Source organism: Aliiglaciecola lipolytica E3, from assembly GCF_000314975.1.
GTDB classification, from domain to species: Bacteria; Pseudomonadota; Gammaproteobacteria; order Enterobacterales; family Alteromonadaceae; genus Aliiglaciecola; species Aliiglaciecola lipolytica.
In genome coordinates, this window is record NZ_BAEN01000042.1 from 26,197 (window position 1) to 52,577 (window position 26,381).

The following is a 26,381-nucleotide window of genomic DNA, read 5'->3' on the forward strand; positions in this document are numbered from 1 at the left end:
CCTCATCTTGTAGAGCTAAAACCTGACGCCTACGGCATTGCCATTCTCGTCTTCAGCTGGCAAATGATAAGTATCAATAAGGTGACCTTGAAGCCAAATATATTGCGGCATCCAAAACGAGTACTGTCGTATAAGAGCCAATACTTCTTTCAGCGGTTTGTTTGCATGAGACGCGGCTAGGCGAAAGTACATGAATGAGCAATCATCTCGAAAATACTCATGAAGCTCTGAATCCGATAGCGTTTCTTTTAGTGGCCTGTTTTGCTCATCGTCCTCATCAGGGGAATTGGCATAAATTTCGAATAGCTGCTTTTCAGTAAGCGTCTCCAAGAAGTGGTCTTCAATTAAGATCCCATCACTGGTATCGACATCCATACCATCTTTGACATCAAAAGCCATGACACATCCAGAAGATAATGCCACCTCTGATGGTTTCAGTACGTCATTAGCTTGTACAACCTGATGCCAATGATTAAAACCAGCAGATACTGCAATTTCATCGAGTGCTTCAGTGTGTGTAATGGATTGTTCACGTTTAAGCTTTCGTGCTTTTTGCTTTAAACGTTCAACCGTGGCAGAGGAAATGATTTTAGTAATTTGCATTGAGTTTCTCCTATTAGCGAATACGGTGCCCACTGCCGAGGTCGCAGAAAAAACCTAAGCAAAAAATAAATTTGATATGCATGTCGTCCCGTCCGGGTTTGCTAAAGTGGGCAGCTGGTCTCGACACGACCAATATCCCCATCATATCAACCGCATCAAAAAGATCAATTGTTAGTATTGTCTGAGTAGAACCCTCAAAACCTTCAAGAATTCGGCATCTAGCTGACCACTGAACCTGCCAATCCCAAGGCATCCTTCACTTCTCAATTCAAACAACGAGGAGTGACTATGGAACCTGTGAGTATTCCGTCCTATATCGATGACCCGCCGCACTTCCTGCTTTGGAGTGCCGACGAGATGGCTCCCATTCTGTTGGGGCTAGTGATCGGCATTTTTACCGGTAATGCCTTGGTTTTATGCCTGTTGGGGTTGGTAACAACCAAGCTCTATCGGCGTTTTCGTGATGGTCGCCCAGATGGTTTTATTCTTCACGCCATCTACTGGGCTGGACTGTTGCCAACCAAAGCCAAGACGATCCCTAACCCATTTATCAGGAGCTATCTGCCGTGAAGTTCGACGTGTTTTTAAAATCATGGCAAGGCACGCAATTAGAGAACCGATGGCAACGGTTTCTGATTGCAGTGCTGGTGCTATCTAACTTGCTGCTTGCGGCATTTTCTCGCAATACCGTGGTAGCCATTCAACCGCCAACCTTGTCTGAAACGGCTGAAGTGTCACGAAACCAGGCTACTCAGCCTTACTTGGAATCCTGGGGGCTCTACCTAGCTGAGCTTATGGGCAACGTGACGCCGGGCAATGTGTCTTTTATCCGGGTTGCTATCGAGCCGCTGCTTTCACCTGCGGTGTACCAGCAAGTGGTCGATGCACTGGAGATTCAGGCAAGACAGATCCGTGAAGACCGAGTCACGCTCAAATTCCAACCCAGACAAGTGGAGTATGAGTATGAAACCGGCCATGTCTTTGTGACCGGTTATTCCTTGGTCTCTGGACCATCTGGAGATGAACAGCGCCAAACTCGCACCTATGAGTTTGACATCGATATTGAGCAATACCGTCCAAAGCTCAGTTGGATGGATACGTATGAGGGGCAAGCTAGAACGAAGCGAGTTCGTGAAAAGTTGACCCAAGAGCAAAGCCGGAGGGTGAATGATGCGAACCAAAATTAGTCGATGGATGACACCAAGCTTAATCGCAATGAGCTTGAGTGGCGTCCTGTTATCTCAAGCGTCGTATGCAGACGTGGAATTGCCAATTGTGCCAGCCAGTGTGATGAAGCAGTCTGCTACTGCAAATCCACCGGTTCAAAGCAATACGGTTTCAACGGATACGCCAACAACGCTACTGATGACACCGGGGGTTAATGAACTGATCCCTGTAGCACTTGGTCATCTGAATCGAATTGTGACGCCGTTTGAATCGCCTCAGGTGAGAACAACCAGTGATGCTCAGACGCAAATCAAGGGGAATGTTGTATATGTGGCCACGGACAAAGAATCACCGGTTTCACTTTACATCACTCCGCCTGGTCTGGAAGCACCCGCGTTATCTGTCACCTTAGTACCTCGTCGTATTCCACCGCGTGAAATCACCTTAGCTATTGATGGTCAGCAGTGGCCTATTAAGGGCGTCGTGAACCGCAAAGCCGCCACTTGGGAAACAGCTCAACCTTACGTCGATAACCTACGTGACTTACTCAGACGCCTTGCACTAAATGAGTTACCACAAGGCTATGACATCCGTTTAGCTGGCCAAACTGACACAAGCCCGAAATGTTTTCAGCCGGGCTTAAAGTTTGGTTTTAAGCAGGGGCAAATTGTGTCGGGACATTACTTCACCGTATATGTAGGACTGGTTGAAAGCTTTGCCGATGAGCCGATAGAAGCCAGTGAATTAGCCTGCCATACACCAGATATAGTGGCAAGCGCCTACTGGCCTCGCAATATCTTGTTGCCGGGTGAAAAGACTGAGTTGTATGTGGTTGTTCGCAATCATCGTGAAGAAGCGGTGGAAAGTCAGCGACCTTCGCTTCTTGTAGGAGGTGAATAACGATGAAAGCACAATGGGAACAAATGAGCCCGAACATGAAGCGGGGTCTATCGGTTGGTGGTATTGCTGGCGGTCTCATTCTTATGGTTATGGTGTTTTCACCTAATCCTGACGATGGCGCAAGCAGTCGGAACCGGAAGGAAACGATCCGGCACATTCTTACGGATACCAATACTCGTGATGTTGGGGTCGATAGTTTGGCTGCGAACGTAAAACTACTCAGTGAGCGCAATGAACAGTTACGTCGTGAAGTTGAGCGCTTGCGTCGCGACGTCGATTCAGGACGGCTAAGCCCAGGTTCGCCTTCTATACCAAGTGAGGTCAATGCGGAGCTGGCCCGCCTTAGAGCGGAACTTGATGATGTTCGCGCAGGAGGTGATGCAGCAGTTGAAGGCAAAAATAGCCGTTTTGAAGTGCCTTTATCTGCCATGGAATTACCCAAAGACGAAAAGCCTCTGCCGTCTAACCCAGACGACTATTTTGCCAATGCGCCGCTGCCTGATCCGCTCTATCAGCAGCCAGCCAATGGCCAAGGTACACGAGCACGAGATGTTCCATTGCCGCCAATCACGATTCGTATGATTGAGCCTGAAGTGGTTGCTGAACCAGAGGTTGTTGTGCAAGAAGCGCCGCCTTTGTATCTACCGGCGGGCAGCATCATCTCAGGTACTTTGATCACAGGTTTGGATGCCCCCACTCACGAGTCCGCAAGACGCGAGCCTTTTCCAGCATTGCTGAGGATTCAAAAGGAAGCCATTTTACCCAACCGATTTAGAGCGGATATCAAAGAGTGTTTCTTGATCGCCGCAGGTTACGGTGATTTGAGCTCTGAGCGTGCCTATTTGCGAGGCGAGACCATTTCATGTGTGAGAGAAGATGGCGGCGTCATTGAAACACGACTGGATTCTTATGCCGTAGGTGAAGACGGCAAAGCCGGTATTCGTGGCCGATTAGTGTCGAAACAAGGCCAACTGGTGGCTAAATCGATGATGGCCGGATTCCTACAGGGCTTGGCAGGCGCATTTGATGTGAATCCTGTACCAACGATTCAGACGGGTAATGCCGGTGATACTCAGCTGTACCAGCAAGTCATGAGCCAAGAAGCATTACAAGGCGCTGCGATTAAAGGCACAGGTAAAGCATTGGATCGAGTGGCCAAGTTCTATTTGGACATGGCTGAAAATATGTTCCCAGTCATAGAGGTAGACGCTGCCAGGAAAATTGAAGTCATAGTCACTCGTGGTGCCTCGTTGTCGTTGGCCACTTCGCAAGGGGGAGGTGCAAGAAGATGAAAAAATCCTGCATGTTGCTAACCGATCGAAGTCCGTTTCAGACAATAAGATGTGTATCCAGAGGAGAGTTAACCATGACGACATCAATGCAGAACAACCCAAAGCACCAGTCAAAACAGTGGTCTAAAGCTGGATTACTTTTATTGGCAGTCGGCTCAACCTTATTGTCTGGCTGTAGTTCATTGGGTCTTGGGAGTAGTGAATATGGATGCCCAGGTATGCCTGACGGTGTGCGCTGTTTATCCGCTCGTGAAGTCTATGAGCTGACCAGTAATGGCGCTGCACCCAAGACGATTGATGCTGTGGCGACTCGAATTGGTTCTCCCTCTGGGTATTCACAATCTGATTTAGAGACAGGACTGCTGAGCCATCCAGCATTACCTGAGACGCAGCAATCTGCACCTATTCGCATTCCTTCAAGGGTAATGCGGATTTGGATTGCGCCTTGGGAGGATGACCGTGGAGATCTGAATTTATCCAGCTACGTGTTTACCGAAATTGAACCGCGCCGGTGGGATATTGGGGTGTCAGCACCTCGAACGGTTTCGCCAGTGCTACGTCCACTTCAGACTCAAAGCGATTCAGCCTCAGCGGGAGCTGATGGTAAGCGCGATAACTTGAGTATCTACGGAGAAACTAACGAATGACAAATGCAGTTCGCACCATTCAGACTCAGCGCCTAATGACCATTGGTGCGCTTGGTTTAATGGCGTTAATGATTTCGGAGCCCTCATTTGCGGGCACCGGTGGTGATGCTTTCACTGATGTGTGGGATACCCTAAAAGATTGGACCCAAGGTACTTTGGGACGGATCGTAGCGGGAGCCATGGTACTGGTGGGTATTGTGGGCGGTATCGCCCGCCAAAGCTTGATGGCTTTTGCCTTGGGCATTGGTGGCGGTATGGGTCTCTACAATACGCCAACCGTCGTTGAAAGTGTTATGTCTGCAACCTTACCTGTTGTTGCCAGCACTCAAGAAGTTATTGGCACAACTGTTCCAGCAATCAGCGCCGTTTTACTGGGCACCTGAATGTGAGCCATAGTAGGCAGTTCACTTAAGGTAATCAAACTAGGTCTACACAACATCGGGTTATTGGTGATGTTGTGTAGACCTTTTCATTTCAACAACGCCGCATTAGCGGGCTTGGTTTACAGTATTTGGTATATTAATACCTAAAGTGTTAAAATCACTGTCACAATAAACTATATGGTTTATACTGTTTGTGATATTCATACTTTGGGTGTTAAAATGTCATCTAAGATAAACTGGCTTGTTGCTCATACTTCTCCTGGTGCGCTAGTACTTCAGCAATGGCTGACTGAAAACGGTGTGAGCTATTCCTTGGCTCAAAAGTACGCGCAGAACGGTTGGCTAAAGAAGCTATGTTCTGGCGTGTATTATCGTCCAGATGCGCGGGGCGATATAAAGCCAACTTGGGTTGATGCCATTCAAGCATTAGATGTGCAATTGGGCGTTTCAGTTCATTTGGCTGGATTGAGCAGCTTAACTCACCAAGGACTGAGTCACTATTTACAGCTGAACAAAGAGCAAGTTTGGATTTGCGTTAAAAACAAGTCGTCCTTACCGAAATGGTTTCGTGAATTCCCTTATCAGAATTGGTTTTACTGTGGAAACCATAAGCTTGAAGTGAATCCCGAGAAAGATTTGAAAAGGATCACGGTTAAAGAGAAAGAACTCACTGTCAGCTGTGCAGAACTTGCTGCCTATGAAGTGGTAGATGCGATTGGAAAGCTGATTTCATTTGAGCATGTCGCAGAATTATTTCAGGGTTTAGTCAATCTTAGCCCTAGAAAAGTACAAGATATTCTTGAACGAAGCAGCTCTGTTCAGGCAAACCGAATATTTCTATTTCTGGGTCGATACTACGATCACCAGTGGGTCAATCGCATAGATGAAACAAGAATTAAATTGGGGGCAGGAAAGCGGCAGGTTGTCGAAAAAGGACGTTTTGATGAGCGATATCAAATCACAGTGCCAGAGATATTAAGCGTCAAAAAAGGTGAACAACATAATGGATAAAGATAGCCCATATTACAAACAGGTTTCTTTGCTCATAAGAATGCTGCCTGTGGTAGCAACAGAGACGGTTTTTGCACTTAAAGGTGGCACCGCCATTAATTTATTTGTGAGAGATTTTCCTCGGTTATCTGTAGATATTGATCTTGCTTATCTTCCACTTGAACCAAGAGATGAGGCTTTGATTAATGTCAGGGCTGCATTGCAGCGCATTACAGACAGAATCAATACTCAACCAGATATCAGAGCGGCATTTCAGGATAATAAAGCTGATGAACTGAGAATAGTTGTATCAAGTCCGGTTGCGACGATCAAAATTGAAGTGTCGCCCGTCGCCAGAGGTACATTGCATAGTGCAGAAATAATGGCAGTTCAAGAGTCTGTTGAATACGAGTTTGGTTATGCTGAGATTCAGGTAGTCAGTCTTCCCGATCTGTATGGTGGGAAATTGTGTGCTGCAATGGATCGCCAACATCCTCGCGACTTATTTGATGTGCGTATGTTACTTGGCAGTGAAGGGGTTTCGAGAGAGATTTTAGTGGGTTTTTTAACCTATACATTAAGTCATCCTCGGCCTATTAATGAAGTCATGTCGCCAAACTGGCAGCCGCTGAATGAGAAATTTCAGGCAGAATTTGATGGAATGACTTTTGAAAAAGTTGAATGCGAAGACTTAGCTTCTGTTAGGCCTATGATGTTAACTTCGCTGCAAAAACATTTCACAGAAAGGGATTATGCTTTCCTTATGTCATTCAAAAGAGGGCAACCTGACTGGGCATTGTTTGACTATCCTAATGCAGCAGACTTGCCAGCGATTCGTTGGAAGTTGCAGAACATAAACAAATTGGCAAAGAATCAAGCAAAACATCAAGAGCAATTAGATAAATTGAAGCAAGTGCTTGATGATTGGCTTGTTAACGCAAACGCCGAGTAATTCGTTTATAACAAACCTCAACGAGCTATAAGCCCCCTAGTTAGATTGCGATTTCTTCAATCTATCTAACCGAGTCCACATAGGACAACTGCATAGACTGGAGCCTCGATTTACATTAACGAGGACTCCTCATGCGAAAACTATCTCCAATCATTCTGGCGCTTGCGCTGTCTCCTTTGGTTCAAGCTGAACCTGTGTCTGAAGTGTCGCCCGTTGGCAAAATTGACGGCATGGTTTCTTTACCTGTCACGGGTATGAAAGCGGTCGAAAGCAATGGCCGTATTGTTTTCATGTCAGACAGTGGCCGGTTCGTCATTGATGGCACGCTCTATGATGCCTGGTCCAAAAAGCCGCTTACCAGCCTTGAAGAAATTCGTGAAGCGGGGAACACGCTGGACTTAGGTCGTCTTGGCCTAAAAATGGATGATTTGAATCCACTGACGCTGGGTGAAGGCAAAAAGAAAGTGGTGGTCTTTGTTGACCCACGATGCCCGCACTGCCATGAGCTTTTGAAACAAGCTTTACCGTTAACCAAAGAATACACCTTCCAAATACTCCCTGTGCCAGTGCTTGGTCCTGATTCAGAGCGTCAGGTTCGCCAGCTTGGCTGTGCGCGTGACAAAAAAGCGGCCACCGATGCATTGCTGAATGGCCGGATTGGTAACCTAGAACAGGATGATGCCTGCAACTTAGAACCAATGCAGCGTACCTTGGTGACGGCTCAAATCCTGGGCATTCAAGGTGTGCCTTTCATCGTCGCCAATGATGGTCGCATCAGCCGAGGCCGTCCTTATGATCTTTCTGCTTGGTTGGAGGGGCGTTAATGAAAGCCTCTCTGTATTCAGGGCAACGCGCTTCAGAGCTCTTGCCAGTATTGGCCTATTCCGACGATGAGCAACTGTTTTTCATGGAAGACCAGAGTGTTGGCTTTGGTTTTCTATGTGACCCATTGCCTGGTGGTGATGAGTCTGTTGCAGACAGGGTTAATGTTCTACTCAACAACGACTGGCCAAAAGACACTTTGCTGCAATTTGGCCTGTACGCCTCGCCTGATATTCAAACCGACCTTCAGCGCATGATGGGCTTACGGCATCGTCAATCCGATCCATTGCTTAGGGCGTCGATACGCAAACGTGCGGATTTCCTCGATGGGGGCACGGTTCAATCGATAGAAGAATCGACCCAGACTCAGGTACGCAACTTTCAACTGATCGTCACCTGCAAATTGCCTTTGGAAAGTCCTATACCGACGGAGCGTGAGTTGAGTCGAGCATCCGCGCTTCGAGCTTCTTTCTCTCAGGCGTTGGCAACGGTTGGTTTTCGCGTCACTGAGATGACTGACCGAAATTGGCTCGCGGCATTAAGTGCGCAACTTAACTGGGGAAAAGATGCTTCTTGGCGTAATCCATCTCCAATCCGCAGTGAGGCAGATAAACCACTTCGAGAGCAAGTGTTGGATTATGACCGAGCTATCAAGGTGGATAGCCAAGGTCTGATGCTGGGTGATTACCGAGTTAAAACCTTATCGTTTAAGCGCTTGCCTGAGCGGATCTGGTTTGGTCATGCCGCAAGTTTTGCGGGCGATATGATGACGGGCAGTCGCGGCTTACGCGGCAGCTTTTTGCTAAATGTCACCATTCACTTTCCTTCAGCCGAGGCGATGCGATCTCGTTTAGAGACGAAGCGTCAATGGGCGGTCAATCAGGCTTATGGCCCGATGCTCAAGTTTGTGCCGGTGCTGGCAGCCAAGAAAAAGGGGTTTGATGTTCTTTTTGAAGCCTTGCAAGAAGGTGATCGTCCTATTCGGGCAAATATGACCTTAACGCTGTTTTCCCCGACGGAAGAGGCGTCCATCAGCTCTGTTTCAAATGCTCGAACTTATTTCAAAGAACTCGGGTTTGAGCTGATGGAAGACAAGTACTTCTGTTTGCCCATTTTCCTGAATGCCTTGCCATTTGGTGCCGACCGCCAGGCGATGAACGACTTGTTTCGATTTAAGACCATGGCGACACGACATGTGATCCCACTGTTGCCTTTGTTTGCAGATTGGAAAGGCACGGGCACGCCAGTGATTAACTTTGTTTCCCGCAATGGCCAGATCATGAGTGTGTCCCTTTATGACTCGGGCAGTAATTACAACTGTTGCATCGCGGCGCAATCGGGATCGGGCAAGTCATTCCTGGTGAACGAAATCATCTCCTCCTACTTATCTGAAGGCGGGCAATGCTGGGTAATTGATGTTGGCCGCTCTTATGAAAAGCTGTGTGAAGTCTATGATGGTGAGTTCTTACAGTTCGGGCGGGACAGTGGCATTTGCTTAAACCCGTTTGAAATCGTTGAGGACTATGACGAAGAAGCGGATGTACTGGTTGGGTTATTGGCCGCAATGGCCGCACCTACGCAGTCATTAACCGATTTTCAGATGGCCAACCTAAAACGTCAGACCCGTGAACTGTGGGAGAAAAAAGGTCGTGCCATGTTGGTTGATGATGTGGCAGAGGCTTTAAAAAATCATGAAGACCGACGTGTGCAGGACGTGGGTGAGCAGCTCTATCCGTTTACGACACAGGGCGAATATGGCCGCTTCTTTAATGGTCACAACAATATTCGCTTCAAAAACCGATTCACCGTTCTGGAGTTAGAAGAGCTCAAGGGGCGTAAGCATCTGCAACAAGTGGTGTTGCTTCAGCTTATCTACCAAATCCAACAGGAGATGTACTTAGGTGAGCGGGATCGTCGCAAGATTGTGTTCATTGACGAAGCCTGGGATCTGCTGACTCAAGGTGATGTCGGTAAGTTTATCGAGACGGGTTACCGTCGATTTCGAAAATATGGCGGCAGTGCTGTAACAGTAACGCAGTCGGTCAACGATTTATACGACAGCCCTACAGGTAAAGCCATCGCTGAAAACTCGGCCAATATGTACCTGCTTGGCCAAAAAGCCGAAACCATCAACGCGCTCAAAAAAGAAGGCCGTTTGCCATTAGGTGAAGGCGGCTACGAATACCTGAAAACGGTTCATACCGTCACGGGTGTCTATTCCGAGATTTTCTTTATTACCGAGATGGGCACCGGGATTGGCCGCCTTATCGTCGATCCGTTTCACAAGCTGTTGTACTCGTCCCGTGCAGAAGATGTAAACGCGATTAAACAGTTAACGCGCAAAGGCCTTTCTGTTGCTGATGCCATCTCTCAGTTGTTGAAGGAGCGAGGCTTTGACTGCTCCCCTCCCTAAAGGAAGGGGATTCTTGTTTCAAGGCGTTATGCCCGAAGTTCATTAGAACAATCGGGACTTACTTACGCTCCACAAGCTAACACCGCTTGCCCAGCGGCTTTGATATTAATAGCGGCATTGGTATCACGGTCTAAGCGCGCTTCACACGCTGGACAAGTCCAATGCCTTATATGTAACGGTAGAGAATCAACTACGTGACCACAGCAATTACAACGCTTACTAGACGGATACCACTTGTCAATCTGGACAAGTGTTCTGCCGCGCCATTCTGCTTTGTACTCAAGCTGCCTAACCATTTCGCCCCAATTGGCGTCACCAATGGCCTTAGCAAGTCGCGGATTCTTGACCATGTTTTTAACGCTCAAACTCTCACAGCTAATCACTTGGTTTTCGTTTATCAACGTAGTGGTGAGTTTGTGGGTAAAGTCGCGGCGGCAGTCGGCAATCTTCGCCTGAATGCGAGCAACTTTGATTCTGGCTTTGTGGAAGTTGGCAGTTCCTTTCTTCTTCTTGGAAAGGCGGCGTTGCGCCTGAGCCAATTTCTTCTCGTACTTTGCAGTATGGCGGGGATTGCCAGATTTAAACCCGTCAGCGGTAATCACAAGGTCGGTCAAACCCAAATCAATACCCGTTGTCTTTTTGGTAACAGGCAGTGGTTTAGGCTCGAAGCGGCAAAGCATAGACACGAAGTAGCGGCCTGCACTGTCTTTCGAGATAGTGACGGTAGTTGGTTCGCTAGGAAGTTCACGCGACCAGCGAATATCAAGCGGCTGTTTGGACTTGGCAATGTAGATATTGCCATCTTTGAACTTAAACGCCGACTTCGTGAATTCTGCGCTTTGCTTGCTGCGCTTCTTCTTAAAGGCTGGATACTTCGCCCTTCCTTCAAAGAAGTTCTTAAACGCAGTTTGTTGATGGCGCAAAGATTGTTGGAGCGGTACACACGACACGCTGTTAAGCCATTCAAACTCAGTTTGCTTCTTGAGTTCGGTCAGCTTAGAGCTTGCCGTGTTGTAGTTAACCTTTTTGCTTTCGTTGTAGAAAGCGTCGGTACGCCATTTAAGGATCGCGTTATAAACGAAACGCACACAGCCGAAAGTCTGCGCAAGCAATTGAGCCTGTTCAGTCGTTGGGTAAAAGCGTTGTTTAATAGCGATCTCTTTCATAGTTCACAAGAATACAGTTGTTTTTGTGAAAGTAAATATTAACATTAACCAATCGGGTAGTTTTTGCTCCTTCGGAGCAACCGCTATCCCTCCTCGCCCTAGAAGGACGGGGTTTCTCGCGGGATTTAGATGAATAAGACCACGCTTTGGCCATTTATGGCCTCTATTACTTTGTCTATTGCTGGTAGCGGTTTAATGACCAGCTGGCTTTTAATGAAAACACTCGAACCCATCCACAGCCAGTTGGCGTTAAGTACGCCCATTGCAGTCGTGGATTTTGGGGATGCGGTGTTGTCACTGGGTCCTAATGCCAGCGAACAAGACATCGAATCCAGGTTGCTTCAGACCAATCAGCAAATTGAAAAGTTAAAAGCAGCCGGTTTTATCGTGCTGGATGCCCAAGCGGTGGTTGGCGCTGATGATTCTGTTTTCGTGCCAGTAGGCTCAAAGGAGGTGTCTCATGCAGATACTCCGTAAAAGAATGCCTTGGCGGCCATATCTCATCCGGCTGACCATTCTTGCGTTAATCATGGCCTTGGTAGGCACCTATGCCATGATGCGCTACCGAATAGGTATTGATACCCAGCAAGAGCGCTGCCTTCCTGATACCACGGTATATCTGATTGACTTATGGAATAAAGAGCCCGTTAAGGATGGTCTGTATGCCTTCCACTCAAAAGGACTCGCTCCGTTATATAACGACGGTACTCGGATGCTGAAACGCCTAACAGGGATGCCAGGGGATGAAGTCAAGGTGACGCCTGAGCATGTGCTGGTGAATGGTGCTGAAGTCTCTACCGGCATGGCATTAGCCCAGCGTCTTGGTGTGGCTGAAACAGAATTTAGCCGCTCATTGACGCTGCAAGAAAACGAGTATTGGTTTTCCGGTGAGGCCGCAACGAGTTTCGACTCCCGTTATTGGAATGCCGTTAAGCGCGAGCAGATTGTCGGTCGCGCTTGGCCGCTTTGGTAGGAGGTGGATGATGAGAAGACTATGCCTCTTATTTTTGTTGGTTGCTCCATTGGCTTGGGTGCAAGTGTCCTGGGCACAAGAGCCTTATCCGTTGTCTGACGAGGACAAAAAGATCGTCGAAATGAGCCGCAGCATTTTACAAAGTGCTGTGGATGGTGCATCTGAATTTATAGAGCCTTTTGCACCGGTTGAACAACCTGCGTCGCTCAAACACAGCGATGAATGGTTGATATTTGCGTCGTCCTCACTGGGAGATTCGTCACTGAAGCAGCTTTTCAAAGAGGCCAGTGCTACCGGCGCTATTGTGTTGTTTCGGGGAATTCCTGAAGGAAAGACCTTGGGGGCAGCTATCCGTGATTGGCATACCCTGATGACGGGGCTTGATCCTGTTCCTCAGGTTCGAATCGATCCGAAAGCCTTTGTGCACTGGCGGGTGACTAGCGTGCCTGCCATTTTTCGCATAGACGATGACAAGGTGACTGCAAGTGCACTAGGGGTTTACAGCAAGGACTGGTTGCAACGCCAAATTGAAACCGGCAATACCGGTTCATTGGGTCAACGCGGTCCGATTCATTCGATTTTAGAACCGGATTTGATGCAAGTGGCGATGCAGCGATTACAGTCGATTGACCTGGGCGCATTAAAGAAAAAAGCCATTGAGCGTTTCTGGTCTCGCCAAACATTCACTGACTTACCCAAAGCCACGCAGTATCGGATAAGAACGGTTGATCCAACCATCGTCATGCAGCGGCCACTATTGGATGCCAATGGCCGAACATTGATCCCAGCAGGAACGCGTATTAACCCGCTCAAAGCCTTGCCATTTACTCAGCAGCTCGTGGTGTTTAATGCGTCGAACGCTGAAGAAGTGGACGCAGTAGCGCATTGGCTTGAGACGCAAGATAGGACGCTGCGCCGCATTACGCTTATCACCACGCAGCTCGACCGTGCCCAAGGCTGGAATCGCCTCAATGCGCTCGAAAAGACATTGGATAGTCCGGTTTACCTTCTCAATGCCTCGCTAAAGCAGCGCTTTGATCTGCAAGTCACCCCATCGTTTGTTCAAGCAAAGGGGCTCGCGTTTGAAATAGAAGAAATTCCAGCAAAGGAGCTTGTTCATGAAAAAGCTCAATAATACGTATCGTCTGATGCGGACTCTCGTTGTCATGTTTGTCCTAAGCGCCTCTATTCCTGCAAAAGCCGAATTGACTTGCCCAGACGCGGGGTTATTGTCCGGCAAGTTGCTGACGGATGTTTGCTGGTCATGCATTTTTCCTATCCGGGTTGCCGGTCTTCCTCTTGGCTCTGGCAATGTCCCAAGCGGCGCATCAAATAAGTCATTTTGCTTATGTGAAGACAACTTAGGCGTGCCAAGGCCAGGTATTGTTACCAGTATGTGGGAGCCAGCGCGTTTGATTGAACTGGTCAGAACGCCAGGTTGTTCGCCTTCACTGGGAGGGATTCGCTTACCGTTAGGTGATAGGCGATTGCAAGGTGGTCATGGTGAAGGTGAATACGATACCGGTGATCTTGCTTTCTACCATTACCATTATTACGCCTTTCCGCTTTTGGTCATGCTCGATTTGTTCATGGATGGCAATTGCAATGCCGATGGTTACATGGATTTTGACTTGATGTATTTGTCGGAATTGGACCCAACATGGCTGAACGATGAACTGGCCTTTTTTACTCAGCCTGAAGCTGCTGCTGTTGCTAATCCATTGGCTATCTCTGCTTGTACCGCTGACGCTGCTTCATCAACGCTTGGTAAACCCATCGATCAGTTGTTTTGGTGTGCTGGCAGTTGGGGCCATCTCTATCCGTTATCTGGCCACACCTTAGCCTTTGGTTCATTAGCAGAAAACACCAGCCATTTAGCGGCGCGTGCAATCGCGGCTCAACACAGGCGTGGTCTTGCAAGACGAACAATGGGGAACAGTGCGCTATGCCGACCTGTTATCGAACCCATGCTGCCGAAATCCCAATACAAGATGAGTATGTTCTTCCCTGTACCAGAAACTGAAAGTGCGCATGTCATCGGTGAAAGCACCATGAAATGGGGAGAGTGGCGAACGATCCCCGGTGCCGGAGAAGATGCGCTCTACATTTTGTGGCGCTGGCAAGACTGCTGTAACTCGGGAGGTTAACTATGAAACCAACATTTTTTACCCGAGTGTTAGCGGGTATTTTATCTATCACTATGGCGTGCTTGCCCTTACATGGTGTGGCCGCTGATGTACAGCGCCAATCCGGCCTAAGCGGACAACAAGAAGGTAAGCAATTGCTGCAAAACTGGACGATGCCCGCACTCAATGGCAATACATTGTCGGTGCCGAATGGCAGTGGTAATGAGTCCATTAACTTGCAAGAGCTTTTCCCAGGTATGGATCAGGGCTCATTGGATGTCTTAACAGGCGTTTATGGCTCTGATGCCAGCATGAATCAATTGGGGACGCAGCGCCAAGAGAGCATGGTACCCGAAAGTGGCGCTACGGGTGAGGCATTTCGTTCGCTACAACAAATCAAAGACAGGTCTCGGCCAGATATGGTCAATGATCCCCTTTGGGCATTAACTGATGCGGTTCAAACTGACCCTAATCTATTGACGCAAAGCTTCCCAGGTTGTGAGTCTCAAGGTGAAGGAAGCCCAAACTACCAGCAATGTGACAGACTCAATACAGCGGTTAACAGCTGCACTATTACTCACGATTACACGGCAGGCATTATTGAGCATGTTTCAGGACCAATGAACCTTCGCTCTTGTGGTGAGGGATGTCTTGAAGTTTGGATTGGACGAATTGGCGACAACTACTGGAGTGGCCGTTGTAAAGTGTTTGAACAGGCCATCACACTCAAAGTCGTGAACCCCGATGCGATTACCTCAGCCGTTCTTGAGTACGCCAAATGGGATGACTACATGCAAGTTTGGCTTGGCGATCAGAAAGTCTGGTCTGGGCCGAACAATAACTTTCCACCAGAAACGGCTGGCCGCTGCGAGCTCAGTACCAGTTGGGAGCGCAATCCAAATACCGATCTCACTGCTAAGCTAAAAGCGGTAGAACCAGGTTTAGAAGTGCCGGTAAAAATTCGCGTATCGGTTACTGGTAGTGGTGAGGGGTATGCACGCATCAAGGTGCGCTTTGATCCAACCAAGGTGGTGATGAATGATAGTTGGTCGCCACAATCCTGTATCGAACAAGCAGCGGATATCCCGACGAAGTTTTCAGACTACAGCATTCAATGCACGGATCAGCCGTCTTCAACCAACGGATGTACGGTGGTCAATGGTGTTTCAGTTTGTGAATCCTACTTTGCCCCAAGCCCTGTGGCGGGCATATCGCCTTTGTGTCGGCGTATACAAGTCAGTGTGGATGACGAAAGCTATAAGGGGATTGAAAATCAGGCCTGCCAAGTGCTTGAAGCGAATCCTTCCTGTGGATTCATGTCGTCAGAATGTGCCGAAACCAATGATAAAGGTGAATGCATTCGTTTTACCGATACCTATGACTGTGGATTGCAAACCAGCGATCCAAAGTGTGTGGTATCCAACCTTATGCCAAGTAGTTTTGAGGCCTGTGAGCCTACTCAGACTATTACGCCATTTACTGAAACCAAGCATGTACCGGATTACCAGGTGTGCGAAAAGATCAGCACGCTTACTCAGTGTCAGTTAGAGCGACGTGTATCCGCCGAAACACATCAACAAAGCTTGTACATTGAGCGCGGTTGCTTTAGCTCTGAAACGCTCAGCTTTGTTCCACAGCACAGCAGTACTATGCAAACTGGAAACGCGACACTGAGGATTTTTGATAATCAAAATACTGAGATAAAAATCACCGAGTCGCCGTCAAAGGCAAATGGTTGGAAAACGACACTCTCACTGACGGGCAATAAAGAAGCGGTCACAGAGACGAAACCGTCCATTAAGTACCCTGAAATGACCTGTCCAAAAGGAACCTTGGTTGGCTCATTGTGCAAGGTCGTTAATGGGTCGATTATTTCGTGGCATGAACCTCAGGAAGTCACTCGTTCCAGATGCGAATCCGGCTGGTACAAAGTCGATTTCGACACTTGCAGCCGAGAAGTTCAGAAGTGTTTGGTTCCTGCGAAACTGAGCGCTTCATTGACCTTCTCTGGCAAGTACTTAGAGCAAGACATTGTTCATCAATCAAGTGATCCGGGCATAGAGCAATGCTTGATGCAAACGGATCAGTTTACTGCGGTGCAGTGGCAGTGTTTGGATACGGGCACAAAACGAATCGACGGGTTAACGGTTGGTAGTGGCGAGTTGGCTAATCTTGGAAGCCTTTATCCTGCGGTTGTTTCGTCTCCTGCTCATTTAACCAGTCGCGGCAGTTCTGATGGACTGGGACTCTCATGCTGGAGGGCAAGAGCGACCTACAATGCTTCGACTGCTCATCCTGAGTTCAACATGGGCAGCTCAGATAGCTGGGTAGATGCCAATGGTAATACTCAAACTATCGTCAATAACGGACAAAACACGACCACCAATACGTGTGCCGCGCTAGAGCAAAATCTGGCTTGCCAATATGTCAGAACCGAATGCACTGAAGGCGGGGCTGGTCATGAAGGCTTCTGCTATATCCAAAGTTTGGTGTATGACTGCGGACAAAGCGTAGAAGTGCAAAATGCACGAATGGAAACTCAATACAACTGTGAGGGGCCAGTTCGCTGTATGGGCACAGATTGTTTAGAGCCAGAGTCAATCAAGCAGGCTAACTTTGCAGAAGCCGCTGCGATGCTTAATGCGGCGCAGTTTATGACCAATGATATGTCATGTACGGGAGCTGATGGCCAAGATAACGTCGAGTGTACGGTTTTTAAAGGTAATGCTGGCCAGTGCAAAAAAGCCGTTGGCGGCATAGTGGATTGCTGTGAAAAGCCAAGCGGCGTGTCGTTATCGGACTACATCACGATGATAGTGGCGGTTAACAAGCTTGATACGGCAGTCATGGCCATGAATCCGTCTTCGGCAATCTATGGTTCTTGGAATACGCTCAGGGAGCCAATCACGAGCACTTGGAGTGCGGTCAAAGAGCCTTTTGTGTCAGCATGGGACTCTCTCATGGGAGCTGGGCCATCAACGGCTGCTGGCGCGGGAGCGGAGCAAGCTGCGACTGGCTTCATGCAGGTGTTGACCAATAAGACGGCTGAATGGGTAGGTACGACCTTTGGTTCGGGGGCGCAATCGGCACTGTTTAGTAACGTTGGTGGCGCGGTTGGAGCCGATGGTGTCGTTTCGGGTGGTAACTTTGCACTGGGAGGCGCAGCGGGCGCAGTTCTGAGTACGGTTATGACGGCCTACATGATTTATTCAGTCACCATGATCCTCATTCAGCTTATCTGGAAATGTGAGCAGAGTGAGTTTGAGATGAACGCCAAGCGGGTATTGAAGAGTTGCCATTACGTGGGCTCTTACTGCAAGTCCAAGTTCTTAGGTGCCTGTGTTGAAAAACGGCAGTCATATTGCTGCTTTACTTCGCCACTTTCACGGATCATTCAAGAACAAGTACGTCCGCAATTAGGCCTTGGCTGGGGCAGTGCGAAGTCACCAAACTGTGAAGGTTTGACCGCGAGTCAGTTAAACCAGGTAGATTGGAGCCAAGTCAATTTGGATGAATGGATAGGTATCTTGTCGATCACGGGCAACCTACCCGAAATACCGTCACTGGATCTGGAACGACTCACAGGCTCAGGAAGTACGCTAAACGTTGATGGGAACCGTCAAAGTGCCGCAGATAGAGCCATTGAACGGCTAAACGGAATGGATGCACAGAAACTGCGTCAGGAGGCGACGGAAGAAATTTCGGGGAATAATTGAGCTCGTCCTTCTAAAATAGCAGCGACAATAATGTTCCATTTTGGTTACTTTAATGCGATTTTACGCTTTAAAGTAACCATTTTTGCACTTTGTGATCACAGATCGAACAATTTCAGCTAACGCGCTTTTGCCCTTTTTTGTGTTAGCTACGGGGCAAAGTTAAGCCATTGATTAAGATTTTGACTCACTCAATCCTATCACTTTGTCATTCGTTCAATGAGCGCTGGTTTTAGATAGTAGATTAAGTACAGCAACACCACATACGATTAATCCAATTCCAATCCACCCCCATGTATCCATTTTCTGTCCATATACAAGCCAAGCAATGCCAGTAACAATGGCCACGCCCAAGCCCGCCCATACAGCATAAGCGATGCCAACTGGTATAGATTTAAGGGATAACGATAGAAAATAGAAAGAAATACCATAACCTAAGCAAACAACGAATGAAGGAATCAACTTTGTAAAACCATCGGTTGATTTCAATGTAGTGGTTGCAATCACTTCACCAAGTATTGCTATTGTCAAGAATAACCAGTGTTTCACAAATATACTCCTAGTAGGTTTAGCTGAGGGCTAAGTATATGGAGTTTATTGATTAAATACAATCTTGTTAAAAAACAGAATTTCTGAGCAATGATTGCTTTATCAACGTTTCAATGCGCTCTCGGCTGACTCAGAAATGTCCAAAACTGTGTTTCAAAATCCACAACACTAAATTTCAATAGCCCCTTCGAGAGGGGCTGTGTGATGGGAGCCTAGCTGGCTAGTTGGAGGGAGTATCTGTTTCCTCTTCAATGATATCGTCATCGGTTGAAGGCACCGCTTGTTCAACTTCTGCTTCTTTACCTTTAGCTTGAGCTGATTTTCGGGCTCGAATTTCGATATCAATAATGCGTCGTGCAAGTTTGATAATGCGCTGTTGCCATGCGTAGTTGCCATCAACACGTTGCTTGTTGCTAAGCACGCTAGATAACCAGAGTGTGTCCATTGAGATCATCAACGCATCGAGTTTGCGAACTAAGCCGACAAACTGGCCAACCTGAGGCGAGCTGATTTTAGCGTTGAAGGTTATCGGGTCGGTGTAGTCAGGTACTTCATCGATGCCGTTGGACTCCATCAGTTTGTCCAAACGAGCTTGTTCGCTGTCTACCGCCTTAGCGCAATCCTCGATCAACTGGCTAATGATCTGTTCCACTTCATCAATTTCGTTCTCATCGCCAATGATGCGCAGGATGACATCGATTCCGTAAAGCGCACTGACCGTGCGCCTAAAAACACGGTCAACGACACGTTGCGCCTGTAAGCTGTTAATTGTGAATGATTGTTCAAAGATGGGTTTTGAGTAATTGGGTTTTGCTTGGGCCATAAGTTTGCTCCTGATATGACAATAATCAGTCCCTAGACTAATCCTCTGTGAGGTAATGGCCTTTCAGCTAGGTGGAAGAATTGAGCATCTTTCTAACTATCCTGTCTGGATAAGACGGTTACACTGACTATCAAATATTGCTGATCTGTTTCAGTGATATCTGCGCCTGAGAGCATGAGCTCAAAGGAAGCTCGCCGCTGAGTTTTCTCAGTGGTACAAAGAGGTAGCTAGCCTCCTTAAACAAATAGCCTGCATGTTTTTACATGCTAAACCATGCGTTCCTTGCGGTTCGCCTTTTCACCACCCAACTGGGGGAGTTTTCCCCAGTTGGGGGTGACTCCTTCACAACCAAATTAAGGAGTCACCAATGGAATATATCTTCGGATTTATTATCCAAATCGCAGGCATTATGTTGCTTGCAAAACTGAGCTGGTCGCTTTTGCGATTGCTTGCTCGTCAAAGCGTGCGCCCGTTTCGATTTGTACTTACTCAAATCAAGCGATTGCTCACACCAACACCAAAACGTCGTCCAATGGCAGTGCCTAAAGCTCCTGGTATGCCCCGTTTGACATCTGCGTTTTACAAAGAGCCACATCAGTACGACATGGCTTTACTCGACATACCAACCTATCTGCGCCGTCAGTCATCTTTGCCCAGCCGGGCAGAAACGACTGTGTGCACAGAGTTCAACTAAGACGAGGAGAACATTATGAAAAACCAAGTAACACTCATAGGCTACGTTGGCTCTGAGCCAGAGACACGAGCCTATCCATCAGGTGATTTAGTGACCAGCATTTCACTGGCCACTTCTGAGAAATGGCGCGACCGTCAATCCAATGAGCTCAAAGAGCATACGGAATGGCATCGGGTCGTTTTTAGAGATCGTGGTGGATTTAAGTTAGGGCTAAGAGCAAAAGATTTAATCCAAAAAGGAGCGAAGCTTTTTGTTCAAGGGCCTCAGCGCACGCGCTCATGGGAGAAAGATGGCATTAAGCATCGATTGACCGAAGTGGACGCGGACGAGTTTCTGCTTCTTGATAGTGTGAACAAAGCATCTGAGCCATCAGCGGCGGATGATGCGGGCTCCCAAGCTAATTGGGCACAAACTTATCCTGAACCAGATTTTTAACCGAGCAAGAACGCTTTAACCCAGCCGGGAGTACTTTCCCGTCAGGGGCAGACTCCCACTTTGATTGTCGGAGTCCAAAATGGAAAAACCAAAGCTAATCCAACGCTTTGCTGAGCGCTTTAGTGTCGATCCAAACAAGTTGTTCGATACCCTAAAAGCAACAGCATTCAAGCAACGTGACGGTAGTGCACCGACCAATGAGCAGATGATGGCGCTCTTGGTGGTTGCAGATCAGTACGGCTTGAACCCTTTCACCAAAGAGATTTTTGCGTTCCCTGATAAACAAGCTGGGATTATCCCAGTGGTAGGTGTCGATGGATGGTCTCGCATCATCAATCAACACGACCAGTTTGATGGCATGGAGTTTAAGACTTCAGAAAACAAAGTCTCAATGGATGGCGCGAAAGAATGCCCAGAATGGATGGAATGCATCATCTATCGGCGCGACCGTTCGCACCCAGTCAAAATCACTGAATACCTGGATGAAGTCTATCGACCGCCTTTTGAAGGTAACGGCAAAAATGGCCCTTATCGTGTAGATGGTCCATGGCAGACGCACACTAAGCGAATGCTAAGACATAAATCCATGATCCAGTGTTCTCGCATTGCGTTTGGCTTTGTGGGAATTTTCGATCAAGACGAAGCGGAGCGAATTATCGAAGGCCAAGCAACACATGTTGTTGAGCCATCGGTGATTCCACCCGAGCAAGTTGATGATCGAACCCGAGGGCTTGTTTACAAGCTTATCGAGCGGGCGGAAGCTTCAAACGCTTGGAATAGTGCATTGGAATATGCCAATGAACATTTTCAAGGTGTTGAACTGACGTTTGCGAAACAAGAAATATTTAATGCACAGCAACAAGCAGCCAAAGCGCTCACACAGCCTTTAGCTTCTTAGCGCCACGCATTCATTCTACTAACCCTGGCGGGATTATTCTCCCGTCAGGGGGAAGGTCTCGTCTTTTTTTGGAGATCTTCCATGACTAAATCAGCCTCACTTTTTCGCTTGGTATTGGTTGTTGCCCTTGTCGTAGGTTCGATTCAAGCCGGTATAGCGGCAATTGATTCGGTTCAAGCAAGTGTTGTTCAGCACCAAACAGCGTTAGCACAAGCTGCAAAGTAACCACTTAACCCTGAAGGGGAGTTCTCTCCTTCGGGGGAGTCTCCCCTCAAAGGAGGCAATATGAAGGTTATCGACCTATCACAACGTACTCCTGCATGGCACCAGTGGCGCATTGCAGGTGTTACGGCATCTGAAGCCCCAATTATTATGGGGCGTTCACCCTACAAAACACCTTGGCGATTATGGGCAGAAAAAACCGGATTCGTATTACCGGAAGACCTGTCAAATAATCCTAATGTGCTTCGCGGTATACGGTTGGAGCCTCAAGCAAGGCGAGCATTTGAGAATGCGCATAATGACTTTCTTCTGCCGTTGTGTGCTGAAGCCGATCATAACGCAATCTTTCGGGCTAGCTTTGATGGCATCAACGATGCGGGCGAACCCGTTGAATTGAAATGTCCTTGCCAGTCAGTTTTTGAGGATGTGCAAGCTCACAGAGAACAAAGTGAGGCGTACCAGTTGTATTGGGTGCAAGTTCAGCATCAAATACTGGTCGCCAATAGCACGCGTGGTTGGTTGGTATTCTATTTTGAGGATCAACTGATTGAGTTTGAAATACAACGAGACGCGGCGTTCTTAACTGAATTGCAAGAAACAGCGCTTCAGTTTTGGGAGTTAGTACAGACCAAAAAGGAACCGTCAAAATGCCCTGAGCAAGATTGTTTTGTTCCTAAGGGTGAAGCTCAGTACCGTTGGACATCACTGTCTCGGCAGTATTGCTCAGCACATGCCGAAGTGGTTCGACTGGAAAGTCACATTAAATCTTTGAAAGAGGAAATGCGAGAAGCTCAGTCGAAATTGGTCGCTATGATGGGTAACTACGCTCATGCCGACTATGCTGGGGTCAAACTCAGCCGCTACATGATGGCGGGCACGGTGGACTATAAGCAATTGGCCACCGATAAGTTAGGCGAGCTGGACGAACAGGTTTTAGCTGCTTACCGAAAAGCGCCACAAGAGCGGTTGCGCATCAGCACCAATAAGCCAGATCAGCCCGTTGAAACACCAATCAAAATCAGCATTGAGCAAGAGAACTTGGTTCTGCCAGGTGACTCGCCGAGCTCATTTTATTTTTAACGTTCACTTGGAGCCGATTTCGGCTCCTTTCTCATGCGCTTACATCGAGTGCATCAGAAAGCAAATTCACTCGTAGCCAATGCTGGGTACGAATGATAGAGCGAGCTGAACTCTTACATACACAGCCATACCACAATCCACACACCACCCGACGGGGACTTCATTCCCTGTTGGGGCATGGGGCCTCGTTAAAACTGATGAGGTTTACCATGACTGAACAATCCCCATTTTTGGTTCAAGTGAATCAAGCATTTAATGTCCCGGCTCCTGATGCTTTCGTTCTGGAAGGATTTAGTGCCGACACTACCCATCCAAACATTCCCGTTCGCAAGGACGAGTATGTTTTTAGAAAAGAAGACTTACGTGACGTATTGGCGTTCTTGTCTAACCCCGACGGTGATGGTTTGTATATTACAGGCCCCACGGGATGCGGGAAGACCTCGCTTATTTGCCAAGTTGCTTCTCGATTGAATTGGCCTGTTCAGCAAATTACTGCGCACGGTCGATTGGAGTTGTCCGATCTTATCGGTCACCACACACTGGTTAATGGCAACATGACCTTTGTGTATGGACCACTGGCACTGGCCGTCAAGCATGGCCATTTGCTGATCATTAATGAAATGGATCTTGCTGAGCCTGCTGAACTGGCTGGACTCAATGACATTTTGGAAGGTGCCCCGTTGGTCATCGCACAAAATGGCGGTGAGATCATCATGCCACATAACAAGTTTCGTTTTATCGCTACCGGCAACAGTGCGGGCAGCGGTGACCAGACGGGCTTGTATCAAGGTGTGCTTCAACAGAATTTGGCTTTCCTTGATCGCTTTAGAATCATTGAAGCGACCTATGCAGAGCCATCTGTAGAGGAAGCCATTCTGGAGAACGTTGCGCCGGGCTTGCCAGAAGTCTTTCGCCAAAAAATGGTGAAGGTGGCTGGTGACATTCGTCGTCTCTTTATTGGCGGCGCGGATGGCGGTGCTGAGCTTAGTATCACCATGTCCACTCGGACCTTGGTGCGCTGGGCAAAGTTAACACTTGCTTTCAAAGGCGCTCCTAACGCAGTGGAGTATGCACTGGTTCGGTCTTTGACGGCTCGTGCTGAGTTGGAGCAACGAGAAGCCATTCATCGTATTGCCGCTGATGTCTTCGGTGACCATTGGGAGGATTGATGATGGAAAAGTGCTTTGCTCTTTACCGTTACAGTCATTCTGATGGGACAGCCAAAGAATGGGCCATTTATGTTGGATCAGATAACCAGGAGATTGAAGTTCGGTTTGGAAAAGCAGGTCAATTGTCGCAGCAGCGATTGATTGATTCGACTGATCCTAACGCTGAAGCAGACCGACGAATCAATGAGAAAATCAACAAAGGTTATCGATTTGTTGGACAAGTCGGCATTGATCATCAAGGGCGGCCATTTGAACTCTCAAATGCGCTAGATAGTGTCGCGTGCGCCAATAACGTCAGTTGGGAGTTTCGTACTCGCAAGGACGTCAATGGCCAAATCTCGCTGGCGCAAAAAGCGTTGTTCGATATGGCAAAGCTGCTTGAAGCCTATGGCTTGGCTGTTATTGATGATAACCAGGTCAGGATTGGAGAATGGTCATTAGGGTTTTGCAAAAGCGGATTACCTAGTACCAATCAAATCAGCACGGTGTCAGGTGAAGGCGCTGGCATTGTTAACACGGATGATGGCCCGTGGCCATTGTTGCTGTTACTGGCCTTTAAGCGTCAATTACCACCACTGTGTTCGCTCACAGTAGCGAGTCCTGAAGGGATAGAAGTATCCGACCAACTGAAGTTGGAAAAAGATGTATTGCGGTTGCTAGGCAGTGATTTAGAGCGGGTTCGCCCGATAGCTGAAGCACTGGACTTAATGCCTGTGAAAATCGATCTCAACCAATCGTCGCCTGATTCGCAAAATTACTATTTCTGATAGTGGTATTGCCATTAGCGCGTCAACTACTACCACCCAAACGGGGGCCATTGCTCCTGTTGGGAGTGGTGCGTCCCCATCTCGCATGAGGATGCACTATGAGTATTCAAACCCTTGACAAACTTTTGATTTGTCACATCGACTGTTCCATCTGGAGCGGTAGAAAAAAACTAAGGCCTGAAGATTTCAGATTAGCCAATGGCAGCCAACTTCCACCGAAGGATGTTGCCAGCTTAGGGAGTAAAAAAATTTGTGACCCAGAGGCATTGGCGAACTTTGAAAGGCTTAAGAAAGAAGCGCAGCGCTTGTGTGAGCAAGTCGGTGTGCGGTTTTTAGGTGGCTATGCCGTCCCTGAAGACCGAATTGATCAGATTGTTCCAGAGCTTGACCGGATCGGTCAGGAGTTTGCGCAGTGTAAGCAGTTGTTCTTGGACAACTATGATCAGGTGACGTTTGACTGGGTTGCGAAACACCCGGAATTTGCAGATGCAATCCGACGTGCATTATCACCCATCGAAGACGTGGAACAACGGCTTCAGTTCGGTTATGCCATCTATCGAATGCAACCGGCTGAACAAGCTGGTGGATTAGATGACAAGGTCAATGGCATGGGACACACCCTCTTTAGGGAGGTGGCTCGTGATGCCAATGAACTGTTTGAGCGTTCCGTTGCAGGTAAGAATCAAATCAGCCAGCGATCTCTTAATCCTCTCAAACGGTTAAGAGACAAGTTGGATGGTTTGTCATTCCTGGATCACCGAGTTCAGCCAATGGTTGAAGCGATGGACAATTTATTTGTTCGTCTGCCGAAGACCGGCCCTGTGACAGACAATCTCTATCACGAACTGATGGCGACCATTTTAATTTTGTCTGATCCAGACAAGATGAGAATGCACGGTGAAGGTCAATTGGATATCAGACAACTGATGCCCAAACCTGAACCTAAACCCGCACAGCCAGTATCTGCTCAGGCAGATAACTTACGTGCAATACCACAACCAACCGTCAGACCAAACCTTGGTTCGACTGTACCAAACTCATTTTATTTCTAACGTCCTTGAGGGCATGTTGCCCTTAAGGGCGCATGTCCTCTGAACTATGTAAGAGGAAATTATGCAATCAACCATCCATAACCCCAGCCAACTGAACCAGTTTGAAGCACATTTTCGTGGTGTGACTGATGCGGTTGAAAGTGAATCGATACCAGAAGTGGCGTGTTGTCGAACGTTAGTACAACGATCGTACTCAACACATAGTGTCGTGATCCCCAAGAACCCTGTTTTGATCGCAGATGCGGACGCACAAGGAGCTTGGGTAACGGCCATGGTATTTGTTCCAAACATGGCATTGCAGCAAACCGCTCATGAGCGGGCCTGGCTGCAATATCAACACGAGGTGTCTACTCAGTTACAAGACCAGTACGGTCTGACATTGGATGACATCCTGAGTTTAGACCAGCTTAAAACGTCATTTGAGCAGCACGAGAGTCCAGCTCAATTGGTGGCTTGGCTAGGTCAAAAATACGACCTGGATAAGCTAAAAGCACAGGTTTAAACACCCACATTCCGAGCGGGGAAACGCTCCCGCTGAGGGAGTA

28 protein-coding genes are annotated in these 26,381 nt (G+C 47.9%); 24 read left to right on the top strand and 4 right to left on the bottom strand.

Features of this window, described 5'->3' with window-relative positions; genetic code table 11:
* Positions 1-15: 15 nt before the first annotated feature.
* On the bottom strand, positions 16-603 hold the full coding sequence (locus GLIP_RS11360) for a plasmid-related protein (RefSeq protein ID WP_008844780.1): 588 nt from the start codon (positions 601-603) through the stop codon (positions 16-18).
* A gap of 288 nt (positions 604-891) precedes the next feature.
* On the opposite strand from GLIP_RS11360, the gene traL reads away from it, so the two are divergent.
* From traL to traC, 10 genes are all read left to right on the top strand, one after another.
* The gene (gene traL / locus GLIP_RS11370) at positions 892-1,173 is read left to right on the top strand and encodes a type IV conjugative transfer system protein TraL (RefSeq protein WP_000433891.1); all 282 of its coding nucleotides are present in this window, start codon (positions 892-894) and stop codon (positions 1,171-1,173) included.
* Positions 1,170-1,790 (top strand): TraE/TraK family type IV conjugative transfer system protein, encoded by a 621-nt coding sequence (locus tag GLIP_RS11375; RefSeq protein ID WP_008844781.1) that lies wholly within the window; start codon positions 1,170-1,172, stop codon positions 1,788-1,790. Before traL ends, GLIP_RS11375 begins: the two co-directional genes overlap by 4 nt.
* Positions 1,774-2,670 (top strand): TraK domain-containing protein, encoded by an 897-nt coding sequence (locus GLIP_RS11380; RefSeq protein ID WP_008844782.1) that lies wholly within the window; start codon positions 1,774-1,776, stop codon positions 2,668-2,670. Before GLIP_RS11375 ends, GLIP_RS11380 begins: the two co-directional genes overlap by 17 nt.
* A gap of 2 nt (positions 2,671-2,672) precedes the next feature.
* Complete coding sequence (locus GLIP_RS11385; protein ID WP_008844783.1) at positions 2,673-3,962, top strand: TraB/VirB10 family protein; 1,290 nt, start codon at positions 2,673-2,675, stop codon at positions 3,960-3,962.
* A complete protein-coding gene (locus tag GLIP_RS11390) occupies positions 3,959-4,609 on the top strand; it encodes a TraV family lipoprotein (protein WP_007105007.1) in 651 nt (216 codons plus the stop codon). The genes GLIP_RS11385 and GLIP_RS11390 overlap by 4 nt, the downstream gene beginning before the upstream one ends.
* On the top strand, positions 4,606-4,992 hold the full coding sequence (traA, locus tag GLIP_RS11395; protein WP_000180225.1) for a TraA family conjugative transfer protein: 387 nt from the start codon (positions 4,606-4,608) through the stop codon (positions 4,990-4,992). Before GLIP_RS11390 ends, traA begins: the two co-directional genes overlap by 4 nt.
* Positions 4,993-5,211: 219 nt before the next feature.
* On the top strand, positions 5,212-6,003 hold the full coding sequence (locus tag GLIP_RS11400) for a type IV toxin-antitoxin system AbiEi family antitoxin (RefSeq protein ID WP_008844784.1): 792 nt from the start codon (positions 5,212-5,214) through the stop codon (positions 6,001-6,003).
* Positions 5,996-6,934 (top strand): nucleotidyl transferase AbiEii/AbiGii toxin family protein, encoded by a 939-nt coding sequence (locus GLIP_RS11405; RefSeq protein ID WP_008844785.1) that lies wholly within the window; start codon positions 5,996-5,998, stop codon positions 6,932-6,934. The genes GLIP_RS11400 and GLIP_RS11405 overlap by 8 nt, the downstream gene beginning before the upstream one ends.
* A gap of 131 nt (positions 6,935-7,065) precedes the next feature.
* A complete protein-coding gene (locus tag GLIP_RS11410) occupies positions 7,066-7,758 on the top strand; it encodes a DsbC family protein (protein ID WP_008305510.1) in 693 nt (230 codons plus the stop codon).
* Complete coding sequence (gene traC / locus GLIP_RS11415) at positions 7,758-10,169, top strand: type IV secretion system protein TraC (protein WP_008844786.1); 2,412 nt, start codon at positions 7,758-7,760, stop codon at positions 10,167-10,169. Before GLIP_RS11410 ends, traC begins: the two co-directional genes overlap by 1 nt.
* Before the next feature lie 62 nt (positions 10,170-10,231).
* On the opposite strand, the gene GLIP_RS11420 is transcribed toward traC, so the two are convergent.
* The gene (locus GLIP_RS11420) at positions 10,232-11,335 is read right to left on the bottom strand and encodes an RNA-guided endonuclease InsQ/TnpB family protein (RefSeq protein ID WP_032479266.1); all 1,104 of its coding nucleotides are present in this window, start codon (positions 11,333-11,335) and stop codon (positions 10,232-10,234) included.
* Between the two features lie 129 nt (positions 11,336-11,464).
* On the opposite strand from GLIP_RS11420, the gene GLIP_RS11425 reads away from it, so the two are divergent.
* Genes GLIP_RS11425 through traN form a run of 5 tightly spaced genes read left to right on the top strand, consistent with a single transcriptional unit; the run spans position 11,465 to position 18,150 of the window.
* Positions 11,465-11,812: a hypothetical protein gene (locus GLIP_RS11425; RefSeq protein ID WP_008305502.1), complete on the top strand. Its 348-nt coding sequence runs from the start codon at positions 11,465-11,467 to the stop codon at positions 11,810-11,812.
* A gap of 4 nt (positions 11,813-11,816) precedes the next feature.
* Positions 11,817-12,308: a S26 family signal peptidase gene (locus tag GLIP_RS11430; RefSeq protein WP_456057497.1), complete on the top strand. Its 492-nt coding sequence runs from the start codon at positions 11,817-11,819 to the stop codon at positions 12,306-12,308.
* 7 nt (positions 12,309-12,315) lie between these two features.
* Positions 12,316-13,443, top strand: coding sequence for a TrbC family F-type conjugative pilus assembly protein (locus tag GLIP_RS11435; protein ID WP_350438526.1), 1,128 nt, complete (start codon positions 12,316-12,318; stop codon positions 13,441-13,443).
* Positions 13,427-14,455, top strand: a complete 1,029-nt coding sequence (locus GLIP_RS11440) for a TraU family protein (protein ID WP_039995231.1) — start codon at positions 13,427-13,429, stop codon at positions 14,453-14,455. The genes GLIP_RS11435 and GLIP_RS11440 overlap by 17 nt, the downstream gene beginning before the upstream one ends.
* 2 nt (positions 14,456-14,457) lie before the next feature.
* Entirely contained in the window at positions 14,458-18,150 is a 3,693-nt protein-coding gene (gene traN / locus GLIP_RS11445; protein WP_008844791.1) for a conjugal transfer protein TraN, read from the top strand.
* 213 nt (positions 18,151-18,363) lie between these two features.
* On the opposite strand, the gene GLIP_RS11450 is transcribed toward traN, so the two are convergent.
* A complete protein-coding gene (locus GLIP_RS11450) occupies positions 18,364-18,696 on the bottom strand; it encodes a DMT family transporter (protein WP_008305497.1) in 333 nt (110 codons plus the stop codon).
* Positions 18,697-18,916: 220 nt separating this feature from the next.
* Positions 18,917-19,519 carry a hypothetical protein gene (locus GLIP_RS11455; protein ID WP_008844792.1) on the bottom strand — a complete coding sequence of 201 codons (603 nt, stop codon included), beginning with the start codon at positions 19,517-19,519 and terminating at the stop codon, positions 18,917-18,919.
* A gap of 367 nt (positions 19,520-19,886) precedes the next feature.
* Between GLIP_RS11455 and GLIP_RS11460 the strand changes: the two genes are divergently transcribed.
* From GLIP_RS11460 to GLIP_RS11495, 9 genes are all read left to right on the top strand, one after another.
* Entirely contained in the window at positions 19,887-20,213 is a 327-nt protein-coding gene (locus tag GLIP_RS11460) for a hypothetical protein (protein ID WP_008305491.1), read from the top strand.
* A 15-nt stretch (positions 20,214-20,228) separates the two neighbouring features.
* Positions 20,229-20,648, top strand: coding sequence for a single-stranded DNA-binding protein (locus GLIP_RS11465; RefSeq protein ID WP_008844793.1), 420 nt, complete (start codon positions 20,229-20,231; stop codon positions 20,646-20,648).
* 79 nt (positions 20,649-20,727) lie between these two features.
* Positions 20,728-21,546, top strand: a complete 819-nt coding sequence (gene bet, locus GLIP_RS11470) for a phage recombination protein Bet (RefSeq protein WP_000414664.1) — start codon at positions 20,728-20,730, stop codon at positions 21,544-21,546.
* 81 nt (positions 21,547-21,627) lie between these two features.
* Positions 21,628-21,771, top strand: coding sequence for a hypothetical protein (locus tag GLIP_RS22130; protein ID WP_008844794.1), 144 nt, complete (start codon positions 21,628-21,630; stop codon positions 21,769-21,771).
* Between the two features lie 60 nt (positions 21,772-21,831).
* The gene (locus GLIP_RS11475; RefSeq protein WP_008844795.1) at positions 21,832-22,848 is read left to right on the top strand and encodes a YqaJ viral recombinase family nuclease; all 1,017 of its coding nucleotides are present in this window, start codon (positions 21,832-21,834) and stop codon (positions 22,846-22,848) included.
* Between the two features lie 209 nt (positions 22,849-23,057).
* Positions 23,058-24,017: an AAA family ATPase gene (locus GLIP_RS11480; protein WP_007104990.1), complete on the top strand. Its 960-nt coding sequence runs from the start codon at positions 23,058-23,060 to the stop codon at positions 24,015-24,017.
* Between the two features lie 2 nt (positions 24,018-24,019).
* Entirely contained in the window at positions 24,020-24,784 is a 765-nt protein-coding gene (locus GLIP_RS11485) for a hypothetical protein (protein WP_008844798.1), read from the top strand.
* A gap of 98 nt (positions 24,785-24,882) precedes the next feature.
* Entirely contained in the window at positions 24,883-25,836 is a 954-nt protein-coding gene (locus GLIP_RS11490; protein ID WP_008844799.1) for a DUF3150 domain-containing protein, read from the top strand.
* A gap of 61 nt (positions 25,837-25,897) precedes the next feature.
* On the top strand, positions 25,898-26,338 hold the full coding sequence (locus GLIP_RS11495) for a hypothetical protein (protein ID WP_008844800.1): 441 nt from the start codon (positions 25,898-25,900) through the stop codon (positions 26,336-26,338).
* The last annotated feature ends 43 nt before the right edge of the window (positions 26,339-26,381 follow it).

What these genes read in the sequence shown, in the direction of transcription:
- GLIP_RS11425 (WP_008305502.1), top strand. Translation starts at nt 11,465, where the DNA reads ATGAATAAGACCACGCTTTGGCCATTTATGGCCTCTATTACTTTGTCT.
- GLIP_RS11485 (WP_008844798.1), top strand. Translation starts at nt 24,020, where the DNA reads ATGGAAAAGTGCTTTGCTCTTTACCGTTACAGTCATTCTGATGGGACA.
- GLIP_RS11480 (WP_007104990.1), top strand. Translation starts at nt 23,058, where the DNA reads ATGACTGAACAATCCCCATTTTTGGTTCAAGTGAATCAAGCATTTAAT.
- traN (WP_008844791.1), top strand. Translation starts at nt 14,458, where the DNA reads ATGAAACCAACATTTTTTACCCGAGTGTTAGCGGGTATTTTATCTATC.
- GLIP_RS11385 (WP_008844783.1), top strand. Translation starts at nt 2,673, where the DNA reads ATGAAAGCACAATGGGAACAAATGAGCCCGAACATGAAGCGGGGTCTA.
- traL (WP_000433891.1), top strand. Translation starts at nt 892, where the DNA reads ATGGAACCTGTGAGTATTCCGTCCTATATCGATGACCCGCCGCACTTC.
- GLIP_RS11390 (WP_007105007.1), top strand. Translation starts at nt 3,959, where the DNA reads ATGAAAAAATCCTGCATGTTGCTAACCGATCGAAGTCCGTTTCAGACA.
- GLIP_RS11495 (WP_008844800.1), top strand. Translation starts at nt 25,898, where the DNA reads ATGCAATCAACCATCCATAACCCCAGCCAACTGAACCAGTTTGAAGCA.
- GLIP_RS11465 (WP_008844793.1), top strand. Translation starts at nt 20,229, where the DNA reads ATGAAAAACCAAGTAACACTCATAGGCTACGTTGGCTCTGAGCCAGAG.
- GLIP_RS11380 (WP_008844782.1), top strand. Translation starts at nt 1,774, where the DNA reads ATGCGAACCAAAATTAGTCGATGGATGACACCAAGCTTAATCGCAATG.
- traC (WP_008844786.1), top strand. Translation starts at nt 7,758, where the DNA reads ATGAAAGCCTCTCTGTATTCAGGGCAACGCGCTTCAGAGCTCTTGCCA.
- GLIP_RS11420 (WP_032479266.1), bottom strand. Translation starts at nt 11,335, where the DNA reads ATGAAAGAGATCGCTATTAAACAACGCTTTTACCCAACGACTGAACAG.
- GLIP_RS22130 (WP_008844794.1), top strand. Translation starts at nt 21,628, where the DNA reads ATGACTAAATCAGCCTCACTTTTTCGCTTGGTATTGGTTGTTGCCCTT.
- GLIP_RS11490 (WP_008844799.1), top strand. Translation starts at nt 24,883, where the DNA reads ATGAGTATTCAAACCCTTGACAAACTTTTGATTTGTCACATCGACTGT.
- GLIP_RS11460 (WP_008305491.1), top strand. Translation starts at nt 19,887, where the DNA reads ATGGAATATATCTTCGGATTTATTATCCAAATCGCAGGCATTATGTTG.
- GLIP_RS11410 (WP_008305510.1), top strand. Translation starts at nt 7,066, where the DNA reads ATGCGAAAACTATCTCCAATCATTCTGGCGCTTGCGCTGTCTCCTTTG.
- bet (WP_000414664.1), top strand. Translation starts at nt 20,728, where the DNA reads ATGGAAAAACCAAAGCTAATCCAACGCTTTGCTGAGCGCTTTAGTGTC.
- GLIP_RS11400 (WP_008844784.1), top strand. Translation starts at nt 5,212, where the DNA reads ATGTCATCTAAGATAAACTGGCTTGTTGCTCATACTTCTCCTGGTGCG.
- GLIP_RS11475 (WP_008844795.1), top strand. Translation starts at nt 21,832, where the DNA reads ATGAAGGTTATCGACCTATCACAACGTACTCCTGCATGGCACCAGTGG.
- traA (WP_000180225.1), top strand. Translation starts at nt 4,606, where the DNA reads ATGACAAATGCAGTTCGCACCATTCAGACTCAGCGCCTAATGACCATT.
- GLIP_RS11405 (WP_008844785.1), top strand. Translation starts at nt 5,996, where the DNA reads ATGGATAAAGATAGCCCATATTACAAACAGGTTTCTTTGCTCATAAGA.
- GLIP_RS11455 (WP_008844792.1), bottom strand. Translation starts at nt 19,519, where the DNA reads ATGGCCCAAGCAAAACCCAATTACTCAAAACCCATCTTTGAACAATCA.
- GLIP_RS11435 (WP_350438526.1), top strand. Translation starts at nt 12,316, where the DNA reads ATGATGAGAAGACTATGCCTCTTATTTTTGTTGGTTGCTCCATTGGCT.
- GLIP_RS11440 (WP_039995231.1), top strand. Translation starts at nt 13,427, where the DNA reads ATGAAAAAGCTCAATAATACGTATCGTCTGATGCGGACTCTCGTTGTC.
- GLIP_RS11360 (WP_008844780.1), bottom strand. Translation starts at nt 603, where the DNA reads ATGCAAATTACTAAAATCATTTCCTCTGCCACGGTTGAACGTTTAAAG.
- GLIP_RS11430 (WP_456057497.1), top strand. Translation starts at nt 11,817, where the DNA reads ATGCCTTGGCGGCCATATCTCATCCGGCTGACCATTCTTGCGTTAATC.